The sequence below is a fragment of the Sulfitobacter sp. NFXS29 genome (assembly GCF_040148765.1).
In the GTDB taxonomy this organism is placed as follows: domain Bacteria; phylum Pseudomonadota; class Alphaproteobacteria; order Rhodobacterales; family Rhodobacteraceae; genus Sulfitobacter.
Genome location: NZ_JAGDED010000012.1, coordinates 47,901 through 69,228 on the forward strand (window position 1 = coordinate 47,901; position 21,328 = coordinate 69,228).

Consider the following 21,328-nt stretch of genomic DNA (forward strand, 5'->3'; position numbering starts at 1 on the left):
TCCTATCTAGTAGTGAGTAAGACGCATGGCATTAGAGATCTGTTTGCAAATGGGAAAAGTTGGGTCGTCGTCAATCGTTCAAAGTTTTCCTACAGTAATGCAACTTCATAGTTGGAGTGGCGATGTTCCAATTCAATATTTTTCGACGAAGTATAGAGGTAGTCCTCTCGGACAATTGCGACAGGCCATCAATTGGCGCTCTCAGTTTCGTAAAGCATCGAGGCTTCTAAACAGTACGCGGCTAAGAGGTGAGCCGATTAGGATTGTAACTGGGGTTCGTGAGCCAATTGCCCGGAATATTTCGGCTTACTTTCAAACTATGCCTAGCGATCTTTCTTCAATAGAATCGATTAACGACGTTCATCAGGAGTTTCTTGCGTTCGGGGCGCATTACACACCGATGTTCTGGTTCGATCTTGAACTTAAGCGCCACTTTGGTGTCGATGTTTATGCTCACGAGTTTGATAAAGAGCGAGGCTATTCGGTAATTCGAGACGCTGGTGTTGAAGTATTTGTGTACCGAATGGAGAATCTTGACAATGCGATCTTAGCTCTCGGAAACTTCCTAGAGCGGCCCGAAGTGAAACTTAAGGCTAGCAATATGGCTTCGGGCAAGCCAATTGGCGCTACCTATTCGGCGTTTCGCAAAAGCTTCGTTCCTCCGAAAGGGCTTCGAGCTGACCTCTACGAATCGCGCTACTTCTCCCACTTTTATGATGACAGTGACCGAAGATGGTAATGAAGAATTATGGCAGTAGATCGTTATCGGAATCTACTGCGCTGCTAAACCATCCATTTTTCGCTTCGGTAGCAGTCCTTGGAATTAGGCTGCTATCTTCGGTCTCCGCTTTCCTCTTTACGGTTCTAATCACCCGCAGCATTGGGGCTTCGGGAGCCGGGATATTTTTTACCGGACTTTCGCTAGCGACCGTAGCGTCAATCCTGTTCCGTTTCGGGACTGATGGCGCTGCTCTGAAATACATAGCGCGCGAACACGGGTTAGACAATTTTGAATTGGCTCGAAGCTATTTTCTGTTCGGTTTGACGGTGAGTATAATTGGAGGCCTTTTAGGGACACTCCTGCTCTACCTAGGGGTGTGGACCGGAATTCGATATTATGGGTTGGATGCAGACTACGGCACTTATCTTGCCGCATTTTCTTTTTCTCTATTGCCTCTCTCTATAATGGCGCTGATGTCAGAAAGCCTCAAGGCAACTGATAGAGTTTCTATGTCGGTCATTGTCTCTGGGCTCATCAATTTTGTAGTCGCGGGAATACTTCTCTCGCCGATGCGCTCTATATTTGGTAATGTCGGTGTCTCTATTGCCTACCTCTCTGGGCTGGTTGCCGCGATTACGATGGCGGCTGTGCATTTGCGACACTATTTGCGGATGGGCCCGATTTTGCCGGTGCGGACCTTGGATTATGTTCGAAGTTTGCGTCACTTTTGGCTCATTTCAATCTTTAATCGTGCGATCGGTCCCTACGCTCCGCTGTTGCTCCTCTCATTACTAAGCACAGTAGAACAGGTAGGGCTATTCGGGACTGCGTTCCGTGTCGCGATGGTGTTGAGCCTCTTTCTGGCTGCGGCAAACGCCGTGCTCTCACCTCGAATATCTCAACTTTACTATAGAGGTGAGTTAACCAAACTCTGCATTCTTACCCGTAGGTTTGCCTTCTTCCAGAATATATTTGTAGTGCCACTTCTGGTTACGATGGTTGTTAGCCGTGAGCAGCTAATGGGGCTCTTTGGCCCTGAATTCGTCAGTGGCGCAACAGCATTCACCATACTTGCGATTGGTCAGGTTTTTAACAGTTTGACTGGTTCGGTTGGCAACATCCTAGTTATGACTGGCCATGAACGAGAGATGTGGTTTAGTTCGGTATTTGGCACAGTATTAATGCTGTTGGCCTCGATACTTCTCGTACCTTCTTTCGCCGCAACTGGAGCCGCTTTTGCAACTGCATTTGGCGTTATCGCAACAAATACTTCGGCTCTATTGTTCGTACGCTTACGTTTGGGCTTTTTTGTCGTCCCATGGTTCTTAGCATGTAACGGCCCAATGCAAAATTTGAGGAAAGACTAGTGGCTATTGAAGGTAAGAAGATTTATGCGCGCTTAGACAGGTATTCTACGGAGGGTTTCTCGCGCGGAGCCTCGCGGGTTAAAGAGCTTTTTTGGATGCTGATTGCTGGCAGGATCGTGGCAAGTTTTATACCCGGATCTGGCTGGCGGCGTGTCATTTTACGGTTATTCGGTTCGAAAGTCGGTATCGGCGTAGTGATAAAGCCTGGTGTCCGAGTGAAATTTCCTTGGCGTTTAGCCGTTGGCGCGCATAGCTGGATCGGTGAATCGGTCTGGATAGATAACCTTGAAGCTGTTTCCATCGGTGATCATTGTTGCGTATCTCAAGGTGCTTATCTTTGCACCGGAAATCATCGCTGGGACAAGGTGACCTTTGACCTAGAATGTGGACCCATAACAATTGAGAATGAGTGCTGGATTGGTGCCTTTGCTTTGGTGGGGCCGGGAACATTCGTTGAAACAGCCGCGGTACTTGCGATTGGTACTGTTGCTAGTGGAAAAATCGCGGCTCAAACAGTCTATAGCGGAAACCCATGCCGAGTGGTTAAAGACCGATGAGTATCTGGCCGAAAAATATTGGGGGCTGTGAAATAGGAGTAATGAGACAATCAGCATCCGAGAAATTGGAAAGTATTCGGATCGTGGAGGGATTTCATCTGCTGGTTGGCTCGATGCGTAGTAGAAATCCCACTTAAAACTATTGTTGATAAAATGGAAGGGCTTCTTCGTAGTTTTGCACAAGTCTCTGATCAAATACGCGATATCCGGCGTTATCGAAGCTTTTGAGCCGGGCATTGCTTGAGTTTCCTTAAGAGAACGATCAAGAGGCGCTGGAGTGGGGCGCCTAATTGCGTGCTGCCCCTGACTTTTTTAACGGCTGAAAAAATGAAAATTTCAATTGTGACTGCGGTTTTTAACCGCGTCGACACCATTGCGGATGCGTTACGTAGCGTAGAGGCGCAAAGTTACCGACACGTCGAACATATTATTCAGGATGGCGGGTCCAAGGACGCCACTCTCGAGCTCATCCGGAAACACGACGGCTCGTCGAGAAATCTGGTATCTGAACCAGATGCAGGAATATATGATGCGATCAACAAGGGCATTTCTCGGGCCACTGGCGATGTCATTGGTTTGATGCATTCAGACGATTTCTTTGCCCATGATAAGGTATTGGAGCGTGTCGCTGAGGCATTCCGCGATCCGGCGGTCGATGGCGTGTATGGTGACTTAGATTACGTATCCGCCAGCAATACGGGCAAAATCGTGCGGCGTTGGCGGTCGGGCTCTTATCACCCAGACCATTTGAAGCGCGGTTGGATGCCCCCACATCCAACCCTCTATCTGCGCCGCGAGGTGTTTGACCGCTGGGGGCTTTACGATACGTCGATGCGTATCGCCGCGGATTATGAGGCCATGCTGCGCTATCTGGTGAAGGGCGACATCCGTCTTGCCTATATTCCGGAAGTGCTGGTGAAGATGCGGGTCGGGGGTGAAAGCAACCGCTCGCTGTCGCGCATTCTGCAGAAAAGCCGTGAAGATTATATTGCGTTGCGGCGCCATGGGGTCGGTGGCATTAACTCACTTTTGGCCAAGAATTTCTCGAAGCTTGAACAATTTCTCCCTAGGAAAGGAATCCCTAAATGACCAAACGAGCACTTATTACCGGTGTTACTGGACAAGATGGCTCCTATCTCGCGGAATTCTTGCTCGACAAGGGCTACGAAGTGCATGGGATCAAGCGACGGGCATCTTCGTTCAACACACAACGTGTCGATCACATCTATGAAGACCCGCATATGGACCACGCCAGGTTCAAGCTGCACTATGGGGATCTCACCGATACATCGAACCTGACCCGCATTCTTTCTGAGGTCCGGCCCGACGAGGTCTACAACCTCGGCGCACAATCCCATGTGGCTGTAAGTTTCGAAGCGCCTGAGTACACGGCTGATGTCGACGCCATTGGCACTCTCCGCCTGCTTGAAGCGATCCGCTTCCTGGGGATGGAGAAGACCACGCGGTTCTATCAAGCCTCTACCTCAGAACTTTATGGCCTCGTTCAAGAAACGCCACAGACCGAGACCACGCCGTTCCACCCGCGCAGCCCCTATGCCGTGGCCAAAATGTATGCCTATTGGATCGCGGTGAACTACCGCGAGGCTTACGGCATGTATGCCTGTAACGGCATTCTCTTTAACCACGAGTCCCCGCGCCGCGGCGAGACCTTCGTGACCCGCAAGATCACCCGGGGCCTAGCCAATATCGCGCAAGGGTTGGAGCCTTGTCTCTACATGGGCAATATCGACAGCCTGCGCGATTGGGGCCACGCGAAAGACTATGTCCGCATGCAATGGATGATGCTGCAGCAGGACACGCCTGAAGATTTTGTTATTGCCACCGGGGTACAATATTCCGTCCGCGAGTTTATTACGTGGACCGGCAAAGAGCTGGGTCTGACGCTAGAGTTCAGCGGCGAAGGTGTCGACGAAATCGCGACTGTCACCGCGATTGAAGGCGCCAAGGCGCCGGGTCTAAAGGAAGGCGATGTGGTGATGCAGATTGATCCGCGCTATTTCCGCCCGGCAGAGGTAGAAACGCTGCTTGGAAACCCGGCCAAAGCTAAGAAGGTGTTGGGTTGGGAGCCGGAAATTACTGCACAGGAGATGTGTGCCGAGATGGTGGAGGCGGACCTCCGCACTGCGCGCCGTCATGCGCTGTTGAAAGAGCACGGCTATGAACTGCCAATGAGCATGGAACAGGGCTAACATGCAAAAAGTCTATATTGCAGGCCATCGCGGCATGGTTGGCGGCGCCATTCTGCGCCGACTTGAGGCGCGGCGCGCTGCAGGAGAAGGTCTCACCCTGATCACCCGGACCCATGCGGAACTAGACCTGACCAACCAAGCCGCAGTGCGCGATTTCATGCAGTCTGAGAAGCCCGACGTGGTGATCCTTGCCGCGGCCAAGGTCGGGGGCATTCACGCCAATAACACCTACCCCGCGGATTTCATCTACCAAAACCTGATGATCGAATGCAATGTTATCCATCAGGCCTTTGCTGCTGGCGTGACTAGGCTGCTGCAACTGGGCTCGTCCTGCATCTACCCCCGTGCGGTAGCGCAGCCGATGAAGGAAGATGCGCTGCTGACCGGCGTGTTGGAACCGACCAATGAACCCTATGCGGTGGCCAAGATCGCCGGGATCAAGCTTTGTGAAAGCTACAACCGGCAACATGGCACAGATTACCGCTCGGTCATGCCAACAAACCTTTACGGCCCCGGCGATAATTTCCATCCCGAGAACTCTCATGTGCTGCCCGCCCTGATCCGACGTTTCCACGAGGCCGCTCAGGCAGGCGAAGATGAGGTGCAAATCTGGGGGTCGGGCAAGCCGCGCCGCGAGTTTCTGCATGTTGACGATATGGCCGAGGCGAGCCTCTTCGTGCTCGATCTCGACCGCGAAACCTATGACGCGAACACCCAGCCTATGCTCAGCCATATCAACGTTGGCACTGGGACAGATGTTTCGATCATGGAGCTGGCGCAGATGGTCGCAAAGGTCACCGGCTTCGAGGGGCGTATTACTAATGATCCCAGCAAGCCCGACGGCACCCTACGCAAATTGATGGATGTGAGCCGCCTAGCGGATATGGGATGGCGTGCCTCAGTGGACCTCGAGAAGGGACTGCAGGAAACTTATGGCTGGTTTATCGACAATCAGTATGCGATCCGCCACTGACCTTTCCCGACAGGATATTTACGATGACCCATATTGTTCACCCGATCCTCTTGGCTGGCGGTTCCGGCACGCGGCTTTGGCCTTTGTCCCGCAAGAGCTACCCTAAGCAATTTGCGAAGCTGATGAGCGAAGAAAGCCTGTTTCAGGCATCGGCACAACGGTTGTCTGGTGACGGCTTTGCTGCGCCTATGATCCTGACGGGGTCGGACTTTCGTTTTATTGTGACCGAGCAATTGGCCGCGGTCGAGATTGCGCCTGCGGGCATTCTTATTGAACCGGAAGGGCGCAACACGGCCCCGGCGGTCCTTGCAGCAGCTTTAAGCCTCGCTGTCCGCGCGCCTGAAGCGCTCATGCTTGTTGCACCGTCCGATCATGTGATCCCTGATCCGGACGCTTTTCGGGCCGCCGTGCAGGCCGCGACACCAGCGGCGCAGGACGGCCAGCTTGTGACATTCGGCATCCGCCCCGACCGGGCCGAGACCGGCTATGGCTGGCTGGAGATGAGCCAGGCACCTTCTGCCGATTTTGCGCCCGTCCCACAGCCGTTTAAGCGCTTTGTTGAAAAGCCCGACAGCGCGACTGCTGAGACAATGCTGAACGGCGGGCAGCACCTGTGGAACGCCGGGATCTTCCTGTTCTCGGTCAAGACGATCATCGCGGCCTTTGAGGCCCATGCGCCCGACATGTTGGCGCAGGTCCGGATGGCGGTAGAGCAGGCGGAACAGGACCTCGGTTTTACCCGGCTCGCGCCTGAGCCTTGGGGTCAGATCGAAGACATCTCCATCGACTATGCGGTCATGGAAAAGGCCGATAACCTCACCGTGGTGCCCTATGGCGGGGCGTGGTCGGACCTTGGAGGATGGGATGCGGTCTGGCGCGAAACCGGCCCGGATGAGACCGGCGTGGTCGCGTCCGATTCCGCCACGGCGATTGACTGCGAGAACACCCTTCTGCGCGCTGAAGAGCCACAGCAACAGCTGGTCGGTATCGGTCTGACTGACATCATTGCGGTGGCCATGCCTGATGCGGTTCTGGTGGCCCATAAAGATCGCGCGCAAGATGTGAAAAAGGCCGTCGCGGCCCTCAAGGCCAAGGGCGCTACTCAGGCTGAAACCCTGCCGCGCGATTATCGACCCTGGGGTTGGTTCGAAAGCCTCGTAGTCGGCTCGCGCTTTCAAGTGAAGCGGATCGTTGTCCACCCCGGCGCTGCGCTCAGCCTGCAAAGCCATCATCACCGATCCGAACACTGGATCGTAGTGGAGGGAACAGCCCGGGTAACCGTCGGTGACGAAGTAAAGCTCGTGACAGAAAACCAGTCGGTCTATATCCCCCTCGGCGCCACGCACCGGATGGAGAACCCGGGCAAGGTGCCGATGGTGCTCATTGAAGTGCAGACTGGCAGCTATCTGGGCGAAGATGACATTATTCGCTACGAAGACGTCTACGCGCGAGGGCAGGGCGCTAAGGGGTAAGCATTTCATATTCTGAACCGCCCTGGTTTTGCCGGAGGCTGATTACTCCGTCTTACGCGACTTTATCGAACTCGTTGCACTGTTCATAGAACATCTCCTCGGCCTCTGCTGGTAGGATGTTCTCGATGGGTTGCAGCAGGCGGCGATCGTTGAACCAGTCGACACCCATTTCAGAGTTTCCCACTTGACCGTCCCGGCGGTCTTCCACGGCCCCAAACGGTGAATGACCTCCGCTTTGAGTAGGTCGATGATCGTCTCCGCTCGCGCGTTGTGATAGCTGTCACCTACACTGCCCACCGTGATGAAAAATGGTGACCTAGTCGGCGCGTAGTTTGCTGAGCTAAAGACTATAGCCAGACGTTACACTCCGCGTTCTCTAAATACCGCGTAAGGACGTTGATCGACTTCCACCCTCCTGCGCGCATGATCGCAGCGGTATCGTGACCTGCTTTTAACAAGTCTTGGGCTGCGCCAACGCGCATCGAATGCCCGCTAAAATCGTTCGCTTCGTCTGGATCGAGGCCAGCACCCTTAGCGGCTGACTTAATAAGATGCTTTACGGAAGTATCGCTTAAGTGGCGATCCATTACATGACCGTGGTAGATCGGGTTGAACAGCGGCTGAAAATCTTGGCTCCGCCAATCAAGCCAATCGGTCATAAGCTGCCCCGTTCGTTTTGACGTAAACGCAACGCGGCCATAGCCCTCAGGATCTGTTTTGCTGCGTCGGATCAGAACACGAAGCGTTCCATCACAAAGAAACTCAACGTCGTTGACAGTGAGGGCAACCAACTCGGACCGCCGAGCGAGAAGGTCATAGCCAAGTGAAAGCATGGCCCTGTTTCTCAAGCCCCAAGGGGTATCCGGTTGAACAGCAAGGAACTGATCAAGATAATTCTTTGTCATTCCCTTCGCCTGTCGCGGCCGCGACGCTTTGCTGCGGCGGATACGGCGAAAGGTGAGGTTGATGTCCTCGTCATGCGTTGGATCAGGCAGACACAACAGCTGGTGAACCTTCCGGATGGCGTATATGCGTCGGCGAACTGTCGAGGGAGTAAACTCTGGCCCCTGATCTACTAGAAATGCGCAGACTGTAGCCACACTACCTGGAAAGGGCGTCAGCTCGGTTTGTGCGCACCAGCGAGTGTATGTCTCGATATCGGTGTAATAAGCGCGCATTGTAGAGGGCGCATATGCACCTTCGAGGCGCTTGAATTCTAAGCGCCAGTCAGGGATAGTTGGGGGCGGGATTAAAGTGGACATATGTGTCCTTATATTGGACATTTAAGGTTTAGTCAATGATTACTGGTTTGCAAATTCGCGCCGCTAGAAGCGCCTTGAGGTGGACGATTGAGGATCTCGCGAATTCGGCGGGTATTGCTGGAAAGACGGTCCGGCGGATCGAGGCCATTGACGCTGTTCCAGAAAGCAAGCTGAAGACAATATCTCAAATAAAGTCATCCCTCGAAGCTGCTGGTATTGAATTCATCGGCACGCCCGACGACGGCCCTGGAATTCGCATTCACCCCCCGAAACGATAGGTTGTGTCTACGCTTCGCGCGATTGCCTTAAGCAGAAAGCGCCGTTGAGCGATTGCGATATGGCTTACAGTCGGCCTCGCGCTTTGTATCGGCGCGCTAACTCTCATTCCCCTAAGCGCCCCCTCCGCTGTTCCAGGAACTGATAAGGCCCATCATGTTCAGGCCTTTGCGATCTTAACCATGCCGTGTGCGGCTCTTTATCCAAACGGGCTTTTTCGGGATGTGTTTGCTGCAGCAGTTTATGGGGGCTTGATAGAAGTCATTCAGCCCTACGTCGGGCGTCATGGCGAGACGGCGGACGTACTCGCAGATTTGCTTGGCGTTTGCATTGGGGCGGCGTTTGGCCTTCTCCTGCACATGATTTTCAAATGGCGCGTCGCAAGAAGGTCGGCGAGTGCTCGACGCGAGTTTCCCTGACCGCTCCGTTAATTTGCGATCAAAGGACCTTAACGGCGCGGAAGGGCCGGGTTAAGGGCTGGAGGGTGACCGTAACTAATGCCGCTTTACTGCTCCCGGACTGCGACACCGCTAGAATTTTTCGATAAGCTCTTTGCCGTTCCGCAGTAATTCGCGCACATGCTTTCTGAGCGCCAGTGCCTCCTTGGTATGAAGACCATGTTTCAGCGCGTTCTGATTGCCTTTCGGGGCGCCGGAGCCCGCTGCGCCGCCGTGCATGCGGCAGCGGGCCTTACCGGAGAGGGCAGGGGCCTGACACGGTGTTCCCTTGCGGGTCTTGGCACCGCAGCGCGGGCTTGTTCGCATGGGTCCGGTATTCCGTTGGTGTGTCATCACCGCCTAATCTCGCCGCTTACTTTTGATCGGCTTCCGCTGCTTAGCGGTGGAAGAAGAAACGCTATGTGCATTTTCAATGGCGTCCGTCTTACTTAAAGCTTGTCCATTGCGCTTTCCCATCTCCACATTGCCGACGACAGCTTGGCCACCTGCATGAACATTGACATGCTCAACGGTGACCTTCTGCTGTCCCTTGCCGCGATGTTTGTTTAATGCAGCTACCTGTTGAGTGTAGAGCGCCATGAGTTTCTGAGCATGCTTTAGATTCATGTCACGTGAAGCGAATGTCTGCCCCGGAACTGCAGCCATGCGAAGACAGTCAAGCGCGGCGTGATGCGTACCAACCATCTGCGCTGCAAGCATGCCTTCGAGCCCGTCAGTAGGGGCTAGGCCTTCATAGAGATCAAGGGCTCTAGCGAGCCGGGCGTTTTGTGCTGCTTCTGACAAGCCATCTGGCAGGCGGACCAGTTGGGCTATCTCGTTCATTTTCTGGGTTTCAAGTTCAACCTCGTTTACGTCCAAATACGCCCGTACCGGCAGTATCTCGTGGGAAGGCAGCGCCGCAGGGTCGGTTTTAGAGGATTTCTTTGCCATCTCGCCTTCTCCAGGTTGCCGCGTTATGGATGAGCCTAGCACATCTGAGGCTTGGAATTGATGTCTAAAAGTATGGATATTCTACTGTGCATGGGGTTGAATCGAATTTTTTGGGTGTACCCTCCCCCCCCCCACCCAATAACCTTCGATAACGTGCAACATCAGCAGCGCGCGGGCCGATCCGCCTAACGAAATTCAGGGATAGGGCGCGGAAAATGCCCCTTTTGCAACCCGCCGGGGCATTCGCGCGAGTAGGGAGGTGATCCCAGTCCCATTGCATTACACACCAATTATGTGTATTTTATATGTGACTTAGGAGGACGCCATGCAGACGACAGCCGAAAAGCAGCGCACCAATATCACCCTAACGGCAGAGAACCTCACGGCCGCCCGGGAGTTGGGCCTGAACGTCTCCGCGATCAGCGATGCTGCTGTCGGAGAAGCGGTGCGTGCAGCACGGGCCGCGGCTTGGGCGTCAGATAACGCGGCGGCAATCTCAGAGCGCCGCGCTTGGATTGAGACCAATGGGATGCCGTTGGCGGACGTACAGGTGTTGCGGCTCGGCTGATGGCGCAGTTCCAAGTCTACAAAGTATCTGGCGGACGGTTTGTGCTCGACCTCCAAACGGATCTAATCGACACCGGCTCCCGCGTCGTCGCACCTTTGATCCCAATTGCAGGCGGGCCGGGGGTCATAGGACGCCTCGAGCCAGTGTTCGATATTCACGGCGATGCCTATGCCCTGCATACTGCCGAGATGGCGGCGATCCCCTCTGCGTTGCTCAAAGGTCCTCCCATCGCCGATCTTTCCGCATCGGACTATGAAATCCGCGGTGCGCTCGACATGGTCTTTTCGGGGTTCTGAGCAGGTCAATTTGACCAGCCATCTCTTCCGAGCGCGATCGTGTCCGATTACCCTAAGAACCCAGCAATCCGCCGCGCAATCTCGCCCCGCTCATAATCCAGCGTCGCCACATGATATGACCGCTCTAGCCAAGACAGCCGTATCTCACTTGACCCCACTGAGGTCGCGATGCGCAGCGCGTTTTTTGGGTCAACGACATTGTCGCATCGCGACTGCATAATCTGGATCGGCTGCCGTATCAGCGGCAGCAAGGCGCCGGTGGCATTCGTTAGCAGGAACCGCTCTTTTAGCGTATCGCGTGGAATCCGATCATAGCAGATCTCGGTTCTCTCCGGTTCGGCGATGTCGGAACCGATGCCGTCGATGAACGCTGGCCCGCTTGCCTCGTAAAGCGGCGCCACAACCTCGGGACGGTAGAGGCCGGTTGAGCCGTTGATGCTGACCACACCCTGTATCTTATCGGGCATTCTGGCGGCGAGGTTGAGCGATAGCGTCGCACCTAAGGAAAGCCCGCCGACGATCACCTGGGCACAGCGTGTGGAGAGGGTGGCGAGAGCGTCCTCTGCAGAGGCGACCCAATCCGCTTGGCCGGTTTTTGCCAAGGCGGAGGGGGTTTCGCCATGTCCCGCAAGACGCGGGCAATATACAGTCGCGCCGCTGATCTCATGTACTTTTTCTGCGACTTCGCGCACGCTCTGCGGCGTGCTCGTAAAGCCGTGGAAAAAGAGAAAACCGGTGTGGCTGCCTTCAAGAAGAAAAGGCTGCGCCTCGGGCAGGTCGAAGGGGGCGATCGGGGTTTGTTTCATAGGCGCATATGATCGCGCTATCGCCGCGTTACGCAAATAGACTTGTGGTATCGTGCGATAACCGAACGCGATCAGCCAAGCGGCGGGAAGTGGTTGCGGAACTGACGCAGCAACCCGGTATCTGCCTTGATGCTCCATGCCATCGAGATCGTCGCCTCTGCATCCAGCCCTGCTATTGGGACCAACTCCAAAGCGGCGGGCAGGCTGTCGGCCATGCTCAAGGGGAAAAGCGTCACGCCGCGGCGCTCGGCCACGCGCTGCAAAATCACCTGCACGTCCCAAGCCTCATCCACCACCACGGGGGTAAGACCCGCGCGATCGCAAGCGCTGTCGAGCAGCGCGCGCCATGAGCGCCAGTTTTCCCGCAACCCCATGACGAAGGGCATCTCTGACAAATCAGTCACGCGCGAAGGGGCTTCGCCTGCGGGGGCGACCACACCGATGCGCGAACTCCAGACGGGCATCTGGTCGATCCCCGGCGCGCCAACGGTGGGATGAGACAGCAGAAAGCCAAGGTCAATCGCTCCGGATTTCAGGTTTTTCAGCATGTTATCCGTGGACATGACATGCATTTCGACCTGCACGCCGGGGACACTGCGGTGGAATGCATCCAGCGCTTCCGAGATTTGCCGTGAGGTAGCGAGGGCGGAATAGCCCACGATGATATGCCCGCGGGCCCCGACTGCATTCTGGCGTGAGGCGCGGATCGTTCGCTCGAACTGCGCGACCGTCTGGCGCGCATCGTCAAGGAAGACGACCCCCTCCGGCGTGGGGATCACGCGCGGCCCGCTGCGATCAAATATCCGAAACCCCAAATCCACCTCAGTGTCTTTCACGGCTTTCGAAATGGCCGGCTGCGCGATATTGAGCATTTCGGCTGCGGCACGGAAACCTTGGACATCGGCCACAGCCAAAGCGTATCGCAGATGTCGGAGGTCGAGCCTTGTGGGTTTCCTGCCGTGGTTCATTGATGCTTCCGTGTTGATCGCGTTTCGTTATCACTCGATCAACCATCGCTATTTGTCAACTGACCGTTCAGCGGTGAGGTTGAATCGGAATTACGGGCCCGGTTCCCGTCTTGGTATGGGGAGGAGGCCCGATGCTGACGCTGTTCAACAGATTATGCTCTTGGCTGATGTTTATCGGCGGCTTCGGCGTCATCGCGATGATGCTGAACATCGTAGCCGATGTCGTCGCTAAACTGGTGTGGAACGCGCCGATCCAAGGCACGGTCGAGATGTCGTCCTACTACTATATGGTCGCGCTGGTCATGCTGCCGATGGCCTTTGTCGAGATGCAGGACCAGCAAATCTCGGTCGATCTGTTGTTCAATCACTTCCCCGCATGGCTTCAGAAACTCGCGCTGCTCTTTAGCTGCCTCGCCGCCGCCGCCATCTTGGCCGTGATGACATGGCGCACCGGGCTGGACGCGATGCGCGCATTGCGTGTGGGCGAAGTCGTGATGGGCGGGCGTGAGGTCATCGTCTGGCCCTCGCGTATGGTTCTACCGCTTGGCTTCGGCCTTGCCAGTCTCGCCGCGTTGCTGCGGGGTCTGCTGGTGCTGCGCGGGCAGCCTGTCACCCAGTCCGACCTCGATGGGGGCATGTCATGAGCAATCTCGTTATCGGCTGGATCGGTGTGGGCACGCTGTTCGGTCTGCTGGCCTTTCGGATGTCCATCGGGACGGCCCTTATGGCGGTGTCCTTTGTCGGCATCACCGTCATGTTCAACCTGCAAGCCGCGTTTGGCATCGTCAGCGCTATGCCCTTCAACTTGATCGGAGACTGGTCGCTGACAGCAATCCCGATGTTCCTCTTTATGGGGTTCATCGCCGCGAATACCGGACTTACCGCGGGCGCGTTTGACCTTTTGCGGGTGTTGCTGGCGCGGGTGCCTGGCGGTCTGGCCTCGGCCAGTGTCGGCGCTTGCGGGCTTTTCGCGGCTGCTTCCGGCTCTTCAATCGCGACCACCGCCGCGATGTCAAAGATCGCCGTGCCGGAGATGCTGAAGGCAAAATATCACCCCTCGCTGGCCACTGGTGTCGTCGCGGCCTCGGGCACGCTTGGCTCTCTCATCCCGCCGTCGATCCTCATGGTGCTCTACGGCATTTTTACCGAGCAATCTATCGGCCAACTTTTCATCGCGGGCGTCATTCCCGGTGTGCTCTCTGCGTTCGTGTATATGGCGATGATCACCGTTCGTGCCACGGTCACCCCCCAGCTGGCCCCGCCCGTGGTCGAACGGATCGACCGGGCGCAAGTGCTGGGCCTGCTATGGTCCGTCTGGCCATTTCCTGTGCTGGTGCTCGGCGTATTGGGTGGCATTTTCGGTGGTTTCTTCACCCCGACAGAGGCCGGTGCAGTGGGCGCGTTCCTTGCCGCGACGGTTGCTTTGCTGCGCCGCGCGCTGACCCGCAAAGCGCTGGCCGAGGCGATCCGCCAGACGACGCTCGCGACCTCTTCGATTTTCTTTCTCTCCATCGGCGCAGTGATGTTCACCCGCTTCATGGGGCTGTCGGGCGTACCGCGCGCCCTAACGGATATGATGCTGTCGGTGTCGGACAATCAGATCGTGATCATCCTGATGATTGCCGCGCTTTTCGTTATCTTAGGCATGGTCATCGACTCCATCGGTCTGATCCTGTTGACACTACCGATCCTGCTACCGGTCCTCGAGGCCGCGGACATCAACCTCATTTGGTTCGGCATCATCTGCGTCAAGCTTTTGGAGATTGGGCTGGTGACACCGCCGGTCGGCCTGAATCTTTATGTCCTGCACAGCGCGCTCTCGGGCGAGGTCAAGTTGCGCGACATCATCTCGGGCACAACATGGTTCATCGCCATGGACATCGTAACGCTTTTTATCCTGATCGCCTTTCCCGCGATCAGCCTGTTTCTGCCCTCACTCATGGCGCAGTAACGCTTTTTTCAACCGGAGGAGACGACAACATGAAACTCAATACATCCATACTGGCTCTCGCGGTCTGTGGCCTCGGCACTGTGGCCGCAGCCCAGAACGCGAACCATTTCTTTGCGGAACGCCATTCGATGGTGCGCGGCCCATACGTGGAATTTGCCGAACGTGTGGCCGAAGAAACCAATGGGGAGGTGAATTTCACCGTCTTCGCAGGCGGCTCCCTGCTGCCGCCCGCCGCTTCACTGCAAGGCGTGCGCGATGGCGTGGCACAGGTGACCTATCACGCGGGCACCTACACCCCGTCCGAATTGCCTGTTGCGAACCTGATTGGCAACTTCGCCTTCTACAACACCGACCCAATGGTCATGGCCTTCGCTTCGACTGAGTTTGGCCTCACCAACGAAGCCGCCTTGGCCGAGTGGAAAGAGAATGGCGTGGTCTTCGGCGGCGGCTACTCGACCTCAGAATACTATATGATGTGCAACACGCCGGTCGCCACCTATGAGGACATCCAAGGCAAACGCCTGCGCATGGCCGGGGGCGCCTGGTCGCGTTTTGCCGAACATGTAGGCGCCGTGCCCGTGTCGATCCCCTCAAGCGAGATGTACACCGGCCTCGATACAAGCTCGCTCGACTGCGCCGTGGCGGCCGCTGATGCCCTCGATTCCTTTTCGCTTTCCGATGTGGTCACGCATCTGAACATGCTGGCCGTCGGCAACTACTACGCCGGTTTCGAGTGGGGCTATAACCCGACGTTCTGGCAGGGGCTGTCGCAAGAGTCGCGCGACGTTTTGTTTGACCAAATGGCCTATTACTTGGCGCAGCACCGGGTTGAGTTCGACAAGGACGTCGACAAAGCGGTCTCTGCTGCGAAAGAAGGCGGTATGGAAGTCTTCGAGCCCGACCAAGCCCTTAAAGACGCGCTGGCAGAATTCGTCAAAGCGGACGAAGCCGTGCTTATCGAAAACGCCAAGAGCCGCGGGATCGAGAACCCCGAGGCGCTGCTGGAAGACTATAAGCGCATCGTAGACCGCTGGGTCGAACTGCTGGCCGATGTGGATCACACCGATACCGATGCGCTGGCAGCGCTGGCAAAAAGCGAGATCTATGACAAGCTGGACCGTGCAAACTACGGCATGAACTAAGCTTTAGAAGCAATAGGGGAGGGGGCGCTGCAATGGCGCCCCTTAGCCCGCGCGCATTGGCAGCCAGCGCCCCCGCGGCGCTTCGGTGACCAGCGCCCGATCCCTTACCAATAGCTCACCCCGAGAGAGCACATGGCGCGGCATGCCTTTGACGGTTGTGCCTTCGAAGGGATTGTACCCGGTGTTGTCATGCAAGTCATCGGCGCCGTAGGTATAAGACGCCTCCGGATCCCAAATCGCCAGATCGGCATCGAAACCCTCGGCAATCGCGCCTTTGCCATCCAGACCAAAGGCCCGCGCAGGCGCAGTGGCCGTCACCTTCGCGAATGCTTCGACACCCATGCGGCCCTCGCTTACCATTGCGGTGAACATCAGCGGCAAGCGCGTCTCCAGTCCCGGCATCCCATTGGCGATTTGATTGAATGGTGCGTTTTCCCCATGGGCGAACTTACCGCTGGCGTCCATCCGGTAGGGCGCATGGTCTGAGGTGATGAGCTCAATCGTGCCATCGGCTATCGCCTTCCAAAGGGCGGCCTGATCCTCAGCACTGCGCTGCGGAGGGGAGCACATGAAGCGGGCCGGATTTTCGCTATCCAAAATATCCTCGGTCATGAAAAGGTAATGCGGACAAGTCTCGGCCTGCACCTTTACCCCACGCGCGCGGGCCTGCCTGATGATCTCGGCCCCTTCGCGGGTCGAGACGTGAAAGATCATCACCTGCGCCCCGGTGAATTCGGCAAAACGGCACATCCGGTCGATCGCCTCAATCTCTGCCTCGCGTGGGTGAGAGGCGGCGTGGTATTTCGGGGCGGTCTTGCCCTCGGCCAGCAGCTTTTCGGTCATATGGCCGATCAGCCCATCATTCTCGGCGTGAAAACAGACGAGCGCGCCCGCATCCCGCGCTAGCGCAAGGATATCAAGAATGGATTTGTCATCCTGACGAACCTTGGCGTAGGTGGTGAAAATCTTAATCGAACGGTGCCCTTCGGCGATCAGGGCCGGGATATCTTCGGCCAGATTGCCATTGCCCGTGTCCGCAACAATCATGTGAAAGGCGTGGTCGATCACCGCGCCCTTCTTGGCAAGCGCGGCATAGTCCCCCACGACCTTCCGCATCTTTTGGTCCACGTGCTGCGCGGCGAATGAAACGGTGGTCGTGGTCCCGCCCATCGCGGCAGAGCGTGTGGCGGTGCGGAACGTATCGGCATTCATCAACCCGGCACCGGACATTTGTTCGATATGGCAATGCGTATCCACACCACCGGGCAATACCAAGAGGCCGCGCGCGTCGATTTCTGTCGGGGCAGAGTATGTGATGGTATTGCTCAGTTCACTGATTTTACCATTCGCGATGGCGATGTCCTGAACCGCGACGCCTAAGGGTGTTACAACGGTCCCGCCACGAATGACGGTGTCAATCTGTTTGCTTTGCATGGCAACCTCGACGATATGCAGTATCTGGGGTGGTAAAAATAATCATACCATGCGTATACCATATGGTATACCGATAAAAGGTATATCGGGGCGGAGGTGGGCTCTTAGCCCCGAGAGGAGGCAACATGACCGAAAAAATTGAAACACTCGGGGATGCCACCTTCAAGCGGCTGAAGGCGATGATCCTGGACGGCACGCTTGAACCGGGCACGCGGCTAAGCGAAAAGAAGTTCGCCGACCATTTGGGCGTATCGCGCACACCAGTGCGAGAGGCAATCGGTCAACTAGTCAGCGAAGGACTTGCCAAACGCAGCGCAGGTAGCGCGCCGGTGGTTTCGAGCGTGTCCTTGAATGAGATCATGGAGATCCTCCATGTCCGTAGCCTGCTGGAATGTGAAGCGGCACGCAAAGCCGCGTCCTCGGGCAAGTCCACCATCGAGCTGAGCGATATTCGCAATAAGATGCAAGGGTTTATAGATGGCCAGCGCCCCACAGCGGCAGAGCATTCGGCTCTGGATATGCGGTTGCATTTCATCCTTGCCGAGATGGCGGGATCGAATCTTTTGCTGGAGCTGATCGAAAGCCTTAAGGTCAAAACCAGCATGTATGATCAAGGTTCGATCCCTGATCGTCTGGTGCCGGGGTGCGAGGAGCATATCGCTTTGATCGATGCGGTCATCGCCAAGGAGCCCGACGCCGCCAGCGCTGCGATGAAGCTACATCTCAGCAATGTTCGAGAATCGATCATTTCGCACATTTATCATCCATTCTGATCCCCCGCAGGTCAGCACCGGCGCAAAGGTGGTTGACTCAGCATTCCGAGTGTATACCGTATGGATACCAATTAGGAACGTAGTGGGGATTCCATGCAGGCGCAACGACCCGAGGGCGGTATCGTTCTCGCGATCACCTTTCAGTATTACCGCGATTTGCCGACAGCGATGCGCTTCTATGAGGACGTGCTGGGCCTGACGCTCGCCATTGATCAGGGGTGGTCCAAGATCTACCGGATCGACGGCCAAGCCCATGTCGGTCTCGTGGATGAGACACACGGCATGCAGAAATGGCAGGAGAAGAAGACCGTTCAGCTTTGCCTGCGCGTGCCGGATGTCGACGCTTGGTATGCTTGGGCTGAGGCCAACAAGGTCGCCGGGCTAACCAAGATGTTCGACAGTGATGAGCTGGGCATCCGCGCCTTCGCTATGAACGATCCCGAGGGCTATCAGATCGAGGTGCAGACTGCCCGCCCGGGCCACTGACGCCGATCAACCGTCGCCATAATGAATGAGGGCCCGCCAAGTGGCCCCGTCACCCATCCAACAGTGGAGAAGCTACCCATGAAATACCTCAGTGAAACCGTGCTGCGTGCCAGTGCCCTCGGTCTGGCCCTAATGGCCACGACGGCGGGCGCGGCATTGGCCGAAAAATCGGTCACCATTGGCCTTACCGCGGACCCCAGCCACCTCTACCCGCTGGCGGGTGAGGAGTTGTCGTCTAACATCATGTATTACCACCTCTACGATCCGCTGGTGAAGCGCACCGCTGATCTGTCCTTCGGGCCAGGCCTCGCTGAAAGCTGGGAAAATGTCGACGACACCACATGGCGTTTCAAGCTGCGCGAAGGTGTAAAATTCCACAATGGCAACGATTTCACTGCGGAAGACGTCGTTTATACGATCGAGAAGACGCGTGAGTCGATCCGCCCGGACCTCGTAGCGAACATTGCCTCTATCACTGCCGTTGATGACCACACGGTCGAGATCAAGACGCCCAAACCCTATGCGGTGCTGCCCAATGATCTGGCTGAATTGCTGATCCTCGACAGTGAATACACCGAAGCTACTGGCGACGAGAAGATGGACCTCGAGCCGATGGGCACCGGTCCTTACAAGCTGAAGAGCTGGATCAAGGAAGAGAAACTGACCCTTTCGGCCAATGACGACTATTGGGCCGGCGAGCCCAAGATCGACACGGTGACCTTCCGTCCGATCACCAACCCCGCGACCCGCACAGCGGCGCTGCTGACCGGCGAGGTGGATGTGATCCAAGACCTCGCCGTGCGCGACGTGGACCGGGTCAAACGCGAAGAAGGTTTTGAGGTCGTCACCCGCCCGAGCCTTCTGAACGTTGTGCTGGCCATGGATACTCGGGAGAAATCACCCACCATTGAGGGCGACAACCCGATGACCGACCAGCGGGTGCGCGAAGCCATCGCGCGGGCCATCGATACCGATGCGATTAACAAGATCGTTATGAACGGTCTGGCCACCCCGAGTGACCAATTCGTGCCGGAAAGCCACATCGGCTATGCCGACGGCATGAGCTTCCGCGAGATGTACCCGGTGGACATCGAAAAGGCGAAGGAGCTGATGGCCGAGGCGGGCTATGCCGACGGCTTCACAATGACGCTGGACGCCACCAACAACCGCTACGTCAACGACGCGCAGATCGCGCAGGCGCTGGCCTCGATGCTGGCTAAGATCAACATCGACCTGCAACTGAACATCATGCCGAAGTCGAACTTCTGGGGCTACATCCGCGTGCCGACGGAGCAGTCCAGCTTTATCATGTCGGGCTGGGACGTGCCGGCGGGCGATGCGGGCTCTATGTATGGCGCCCTGTTCTACACCCGCGACAAGAAGGAAGGCTACGGTCAGGTCAACCGCGGCTCCTATTCTAACCCGGAGCTCGACGCGCTGGTCGACAAGGCAGACGCCACCCCCAGCATCGAGGAGCGTGACCAGTATCTGCAGGAAGCCTCAAAGCTGCTCCTTAAGGACATCCCGATGATCCCCGTGCATTACGAGCAGGACATCTACGCCAAGCGTGACGGCGTGATGCTGGAGCCGCGCGTGGACAAGTTCATCTGGGCCTATGACATGGACGTGGCGGAGTAAGCCGCAGCCTCCGACCCCGGCGGTCTGCGCTGCCGGGGTCTTTCTTCTCCTTGCCGAAAGACTGTAGCCGCCGATGTTCGGATATCTGCTCAAACGTCTGATCCAGATGACGCTTGTCCTCTGGATCGTCTCCGTAATCGTCTTTTTGATGATGAGTTTCACCGGCGATCCGGTGTTCATGGTCGTGCCGATCGACGCCACCGATGCCGAGATCGCGCAGGCGCGCCGGATCCTCGGGCTCGACCAGTCGCTGCTGGTGCAATACGGGCGCTTCATTTCGAGCCTGGTGCAGGGCGATTTCGGCAATTCCTACGTCTTCCGCCAGCCCGCGATGACCTTGATTCTGGAGCGTCTGCCCGCTACCGTCGAAATGGTGCTGGTCGCCATGGCGCTGGCGCTTGCGGTGGCCATTCCGCTCGGCGTCTATGCCGGCGCCAACCCGAACTCCCGCATTAGCCGAACGATCATGGCAGGCTCGCTTCTGGGCATCTCGCTGCCCGGCTTCTGGGTCGGCATGGTGCTGATTTTCCTCTTCGCGGTGCATTGGGGAATCTTCCCCTCCTCGGGCCGGGGTGACACGGCCGAGCTTTTCGGGCTGCGCGTCAGCCTGCTGACCGCCGACGGCTGGCACCACATCATTCTCCCGGCGGTGACGCTCTCACTCGCCACCATGGCGATCCTGCTGCGCATGACCCGCGCGGGGATGATGGAAGTGGGGCGGCAGGACTTCATGAAGTTCGCCCGCGCCAAGGGCGCGCCGCGCCGCGACGTGCTCTACAAACACGGGCTGAAGAACGCGCTCATTCCAGTCATCACCATCTTCGGTCTGCAACTGGGCGATCTCATTGCATTTGCCACGATCACCGAGACGATCTTTTCCTGGCCCGGCATGGGCAAGCTCTTGATCGACAGCATCTACCGCGCCGACCGCCCAGTGATCGTCGTCTACCTGATGCTGGTGGCGTTGATCTTCGTGGTGATCAACTTCCTTGTCGACATCGTCTACACGCTGATCGACCCGCGCATCACGTTGAAATGAG

Annotated in this window: 23 protein-coding genes and 2 pseudogenes; 17 read left to right on the forward strand and 8 right to left on the reverse strand. The window is 56.7% G+C overall.

Annotation, left to right across the window (positions count from 1 at the left end; genetic code table 11):
- The first annotated feature begins 25 nt into the window (after nucleotides 1-25).
- The 7 genes from J3456_RS16860 to J3456_RS16890 all read left to right on the forward strand — a co-directional run bounded on the left by J3456_RS16860 (nucleotide 26) and on the right by J3456_RS16890 (nucleotide 7,300).
- On the forward strand, nucleotides 26-739 hold the full coding sequence (locus J3456_RS16860; RefSeq protein ID WP_349581324.1) for a putative capsular polysaccharide synthesis family protein: 714 nt from the start codon (nucleotides 26-28) through the stop codon (nucleotides 737-739).
- On the forward strand, nucleotides 733-2,088 hold the full coding sequence (locus tag J3456_RS16865; protein WP_349581325.1) for an oligosaccharide flippase family protein: 1,356 nt from the start codon (nucleotides 733-735) through the stop codon (nucleotides 2,086-2,088). The genes J3456_RS16860 and J3456_RS16865 overlap by 7 nt, the downstream gene beginning before the upstream one ends.
- Nucleotides 2,088-2,645 carry a WcaF family extracellular polysaccharide biosynthesis acetyltransferase gene (locus J3456_RS16870; RefSeq protein WP_349581326.1) on the forward strand — a complete coding sequence of 186 codons (558 nt, stop codon included), beginning with the start codon at nucleotides 2,088-2,090 and terminating at the stop codon, nucleotides 2,643-2,645. Before J3456_RS16865 ends, J3456_RS16870 begins: the two co-directional genes overlap by 1 nt.
- A gap of 294 nt (nucleotides 2,646-2,939) precedes the next feature.
- Nucleotides 2,940-3,734 (forward strand): glycosyltransferase family 2 protein, encoded by a 795-nt coding sequence (locus J3456_RS16875; protein WP_349581327.1) that lies wholly within the window; start codon nucleotides 2,940-2,942, stop codon nucleotides 3,732-3,734.
- On the forward strand, nucleotides 3,731-4,855 hold the full coding sequence (gene gmd / locus J3456_RS16880; protein WP_349581328.1) for a GDP-mannose 4,6-dehydratase: 1,125 nt from the start codon (nucleotides 3,731-3,733) through the stop codon (nucleotides 4,853-4,855). The genes J3456_RS16875 and gmd overlap by 4 nt, the downstream gene beginning before the upstream one ends.
- 1 nt (nucleotide 4,856) lies before the next feature.
- Nucleotides 4,857-5,828, forward strand: coding sequence for a GDP-L-fucose synthase (fcl, locus tag J3456_RS16885; RefSeq protein ID WP_349581330.1), 972 nt, complete (start codon nucleotides 4,857-4,859; stop codon nucleotides 5,826-5,828).
- Between the two features lie 23 nt (nucleotides 5,829-5,851).
- A complete protein-coding gene (locus J3456_RS16890) occupies nucleotides 5,852-7,300 on the forward strand; it encodes a mannose-1-phosphate guanylyltransferase/mannose-6-phosphate isomerase (RefSeq protein WP_349581333.1) in 1,449 nt (482 codons plus the stop codon).
- A gap of 52 nt (nucleotides 7,301-7,352) precedes the next feature.
- Here the strand turns inward: J3456_RS16890 and J3456_RS16895 are convergent.
- Both J3456_RS16895 and J3456_RS16900 read right to left on the reverse strand, forming a co-directional pair.
- Nucleotides 7,353-7,600, reverse strand: a pseudogene (locus J3456_RS16895) (IS3 family transposase); the annotation flags it as partial.
- 47 nt (nucleotides 7,601-7,647) lie between these two features.
- On the reverse strand, nucleotides 7,648-8,205 hold the full coding sequence (locus J3456_RS16900; protein WP_349581336.1) for a tyrosine-type recombinase/integrase: 558 nt from the start codon (nucleotides 8,203-8,205) through the stop codon (nucleotides 7,648-7,650).
- A 392-nt stretch (nucleotides 8,206-8,597) separates the two neighbouring features.
- Here J3456_RS16900 and J3456_RS16905 point away from each other — a divergent pair, with 392 nt between their 5' ends.
- Nucleotides 8,598-8,840, forward strand: a complete 243-nt coding sequence (locus J3456_RS16905) for a helix-turn-helix domain-containing protein (protein WP_349581338.1) — start codon at nucleotides 8,598-8,600, stop codon at nucleotides 8,838-8,840.
- A gap of 528 nt (nucleotides 8,841-9,368) precedes the next feature.
- Here J3456_RS16905 and J3456_RS19480 read toward each other — a convergent pair.
- From J3456_RS19480 to J3456_RS16915, 3 genes and pseudogenes are all read right to left on the reverse strand, one after another.
- Nucleotides 9,369-9,515, reverse strand: a complete 147-nt coding sequence (locus tag J3456_RS19480) for a hypothetical protein (protein ID WP_502989520.1) — start codon at nucleotides 9,513-9,515, stop codon at nucleotides 9,369-9,371.
- Nucleotides 9,516-9,524: 9 nt separating this feature from the next.
- Nucleotides 9,525-9,629 (reverse strand): annotated as a pseudogene (locus tag J3456_RS19485) (HGGxSTG domain-containing protein); the annotation flags it as partial.
- A 6-nt stretch (nucleotides 9,630-9,635) separates the two neighbouring features.
- Nucleotides 9,636-10,226, reverse strand: a complete 591-nt coding sequence (locus J3456_RS16915; RefSeq protein ID WP_349581339.1) for a hypothetical protein — start codon at nucleotides 10,224-10,226, stop codon at nucleotides 9,636-9,638.
- A 325-nt stretch (nucleotides 10,227-10,551) separates the two neighbouring features.
- Here J3456_RS16915 and J3456_RS16920 point away from each other — a divergent pair, with 325 nt between their 5' ends.
- Both J3456_RS16920 and J3456_RS16925 read left to right on the forward strand, forming a co-directional pair.
- Nucleotides 10,552-10,794: a type II toxin-antitoxin system CcdA family antitoxin gene (locus J3456_RS16920; RefSeq protein ID WP_349581341.1), complete on the forward strand. Its 243-nt coding sequence runs from the start codon at nucleotides 10,552-10,554 to the stop codon at nucleotides 10,792-10,794.
- On the forward strand, nucleotides 10,794-11,090 hold the full coding sequence (locus J3456_RS16925) for a CcdB family protein (protein ID WP_260013399.1): 297 nt from the start codon (nucleotides 10,794-10,796) through the stop codon (nucleotides 11,088-11,090). The genes J3456_RS16920 and J3456_RS16925 overlap by 1 nt, the downstream gene beginning before the upstream one ends.
- 47 nt (nucleotides 11,091-11,137) lie before the next feature.
- On the opposite strand, the gene J3456_RS16930 is transcribed toward J3456_RS16925, so the two are convergent.
- A complete protein-coding gene (locus J3456_RS16930) occupies nucleotides 11,138-11,896 on the reverse strand; it encodes an alpha/beta hydrolase (protein WP_349581343.1) in 759 nt (252 codons plus the stop codon).
- A gap of 71 nt (nucleotides 11,897-11,967) precedes the next feature.
- Nucleotides 11,968-12,864 (reverse strand): LysR family transcriptional regulator, encoded by an 897-nt coding sequence (locus J3456_RS16935; RefSeq protein ID WP_349581345.1) that lies wholly within the window; start codon nucleotides 12,862-12,864, stop codon nucleotides 11,968-11,970.
- A 131-nt stretch (nucleotides 12,865-12,995) separates the two neighbouring features.
- Between J3456_RS16935 and J3456_RS16940 the strand changes: the two genes are divergently transcribed.
- Genes J3456_RS16940 through J3456_RS16950 form a run of 3 tightly spaced genes read left to right on the forward strand, consistent with a single transcriptional unit; the run spans nucleotide 12,996 to nucleotide 15,957 of the window.
- A complete protein-coding gene (locus J3456_RS16940) occupies nucleotides 12,996-13,508 on the forward strand; it encodes a TRAP transporter small permease subunit (RefSeq protein WP_209219519.1) in 513 nt (170 codons plus the stop codon).
- On the forward strand, nucleotides 13,505-14,815 hold the full coding sequence (locus J3456_RS16945; RefSeq protein ID WP_349581347.1) for a TRAP transporter large permease: 1,311 nt from the start codon (nucleotides 13,505-13,507) through the stop codon (nucleotides 14,813-14,815). The genes J3456_RS16940 and J3456_RS16945 overlap by 4 nt, the downstream gene beginning before the upstream one ends.
- 29 nt (nucleotides 14,816-14,844) lie before the next feature.
- Nucleotides 14,845-15,957 carry a C4-dicarboxylate TRAP transporter substrate-binding protein gene (locus tag J3456_RS16950; RefSeq protein ID WP_349581349.1) on the forward strand — a complete coding sequence of 371 codons (1,113 nt, stop codon included), beginning with the start codon at nucleotides 14,845-14,847 and terminating at the stop codon, nucleotides 15,955-15,957.
- A 42-nt stretch (nucleotides 15,958-15,999) separates the two neighbouring features.
- Here J3456_RS16950 and hydA read toward each other — a convergent pair whose 3' ends face one another.
- Nucleotides 16,000-17,391, reverse strand: coding sequence for a dihydropyrimidinase (gene hydA / locus J3456_RS16955; protein ID WP_349581351.1), 1,392 nt, complete (start codon nucleotides 17,389-17,391; stop codon nucleotides 16,000-16,002).
- A gap of 125 nt (nucleotides 17,392-17,516) precedes the next feature.
- Here hydA and J3456_RS16960 point away from each other — a divergent pair, with 125 nt between their 5' ends.
- The 4 genes from J3456_RS16960 (at nucleotide 17,517) to J3456_RS16975 (ending at nucleotide 21,327) form a co-directional block, all read left to right on the forward strand.
- Entirely contained in the window at nucleotides 17,517-18,164 is a 648-nt protein-coding gene (locus J3456_RS16960) for a GntR family transcriptional regulator (RefSeq protein WP_349581352.1), read from the forward strand.
- Nucleotides 18,165-18,257: 93 nt separating this feature from the next.
- A complete protein-coding gene (locus J3456_RS16965) occupies nucleotides 18,258-18,650 on the forward strand; it encodes a VOC family protein (RefSeq protein ID WP_349581354.1) in 393 nt (130 codons plus the stop codon).
- A gap of 78 nt (nucleotides 18,651-18,728) precedes the next feature.
- Nucleotides 18,729-20,288, forward strand: a complete 1,560-nt coding sequence (locus tag J3456_RS16970; RefSeq protein WP_349581357.1) for an ABC transporter substrate-binding protein — start codon at nucleotides 18,729-18,731, stop codon at nucleotides 20,286-20,288.
- Between the two features lie 73 nt (nucleotides 20,289-20,361).
- The gene (locus J3456_RS16975; protein ID WP_349581359.1) at nucleotides 20,362-21,327 is read left to right on the forward strand and encodes an ABC transporter permease; all 966 of its coding nucleotides are present in this window, start codon (nucleotides 20,362-20,364) and stop codon (nucleotides 21,325-21,327) included.
- The last annotated feature ends 1 nt before the right edge of the window (nucleotide 21,328 follow it).

Coding starts and splice junctions, on each gene's coding strand:
- J3456_RS16860 (WP_349581324.1), top strand. CDS start 26: ATGGCATTAGAGATCTGTTTGCAAATGGGAAAAGTTGGGTCGTCGTCA.
- J3456_RS16865 (WP_349581325.1), top strand. CDS start 733: ATGGTAATGAAGAATTATGGCAGTAGATCGTTATCGGAATCTACTGCG.
- gmd (WP_349581328.1), top strand. CDS start 3,731: ATGACCAAACGAGCACTTATTACCGGTGTTACTGGACAAGATGGCTCC.
- fcl (WP_349581330.1), top strand. CDS start 4,857: ATGCAAAAAGTCTATATTGCAGGCCATCGCGGCATGGTTGGCGGCGCC.
- J3456_RS16890 (WP_349581333.1), top strand. CDS start 5,852: ATGACCCATATTGTTCACCCGATCCTCTTGGCTGGCGGTTCCGGCACG.
- J3456_RS16900 (WP_349581336.1), bottom strand. CDS start 8,205: ATGACAAAGAATTATCTTGATCAGTTCCTTGCTGTTCAACCGGATACC.
- J3456_RS16905 (WP_349581338.1), top strand. CDS start 8,598: ATGATTACTGGTTTGCAAATTCGCGCCGCTAGAAGCGCCTTGAGGTGG.
- J3456_RS19480 (WP_502989520.1), bottom strand. CDS start 9,515: ATGCACGGCGGCGCAGCGGGCTCCGGCGCCCCGAAAGGCAATCAGAAC.
- J3456_RS16915 (WP_349581339.1), bottom strand. CDS start 10,226: ATGGCAAAGAAATCCTCTAAAACCGACCCTGCGGCGCTGCCTTCCCAC.
- J3456_RS16920 (WP_349581341.1), top strand. CDS start 10,552: ATGCAGACGACAGCCGAAAAGCAGCGCACCAATATCACCCTAACGGCA.
- J3456_RS16925 (WP_260013399.1), top strand. CDS start 10,794: ATGGCGCAGTTCCAAGTCTACAAAGTATCTGGCGGACGGTTTGTGCTC.
- J3456_RS16930 (WP_349581343.1), bottom strand. CDS start 11,896: ATGAAACAAACCCCGATCGCCCCCTTCGACCTGCCCGAGGCGCAGCCT.
- J3456_RS16935 (WP_349581345.1), bottom strand. CDS start 12,864: ATGAACCACGGCAGGAAACCCACAAGGCTCGACCTCCGACATCTGCGA.
- J3456_RS16940 (WP_209219519.1), top strand. CDS start 12,996: ATGCTGACGCTGTTCAACAGATTATGCTCTTGGCTGATGTTTATCGGC.
- J3456_RS16945 (WP_349581347.1), top strand. CDS start 13,505: ATGAGCAATCTCGTTATCGGCTGGATCGGTGTGGGCACGCTGTTCGGT.
- J3456_RS16950 (WP_349581349.1), top strand. CDS start 14,845: ATGAAACTCAATACATCCATACTGGCTCTCGCGGTCTGTGGCCTCGGC.
- hydA (WP_349581351.1), bottom strand. CDS start 17,391: ATGCAAAGCAAACAGATTGACACCGTCATTCGTGGCGGGACCGTTGTA.
- J3456_RS16960 (WP_349581352.1), top strand. CDS start 17,517: ATGACCGAAAAAATTGAAACACTCGGGGATGCCACCTTCAAGCGGCTG.
- J3456_RS16965 (WP_349581354.1), top strand. CDS start 18,258: ATGCAGGCGCAACGACCCGAGGGCGGTATCGTTCTCGCGATCACCTTT.
- J3456_RS16970 (WP_349581357.1), top strand. CDS start 18,729: ATGAAATACCTCAGTGAAACCGTGCTGCGTGCCAGTGCCCTCGGTCTG.
- J3456_RS16975 (WP_349581359.1), top strand. CDS start 20,362: ATGTTCGGATATCTGCTCAAACGTCTGATCCAGATGACGCTTGTCCTC.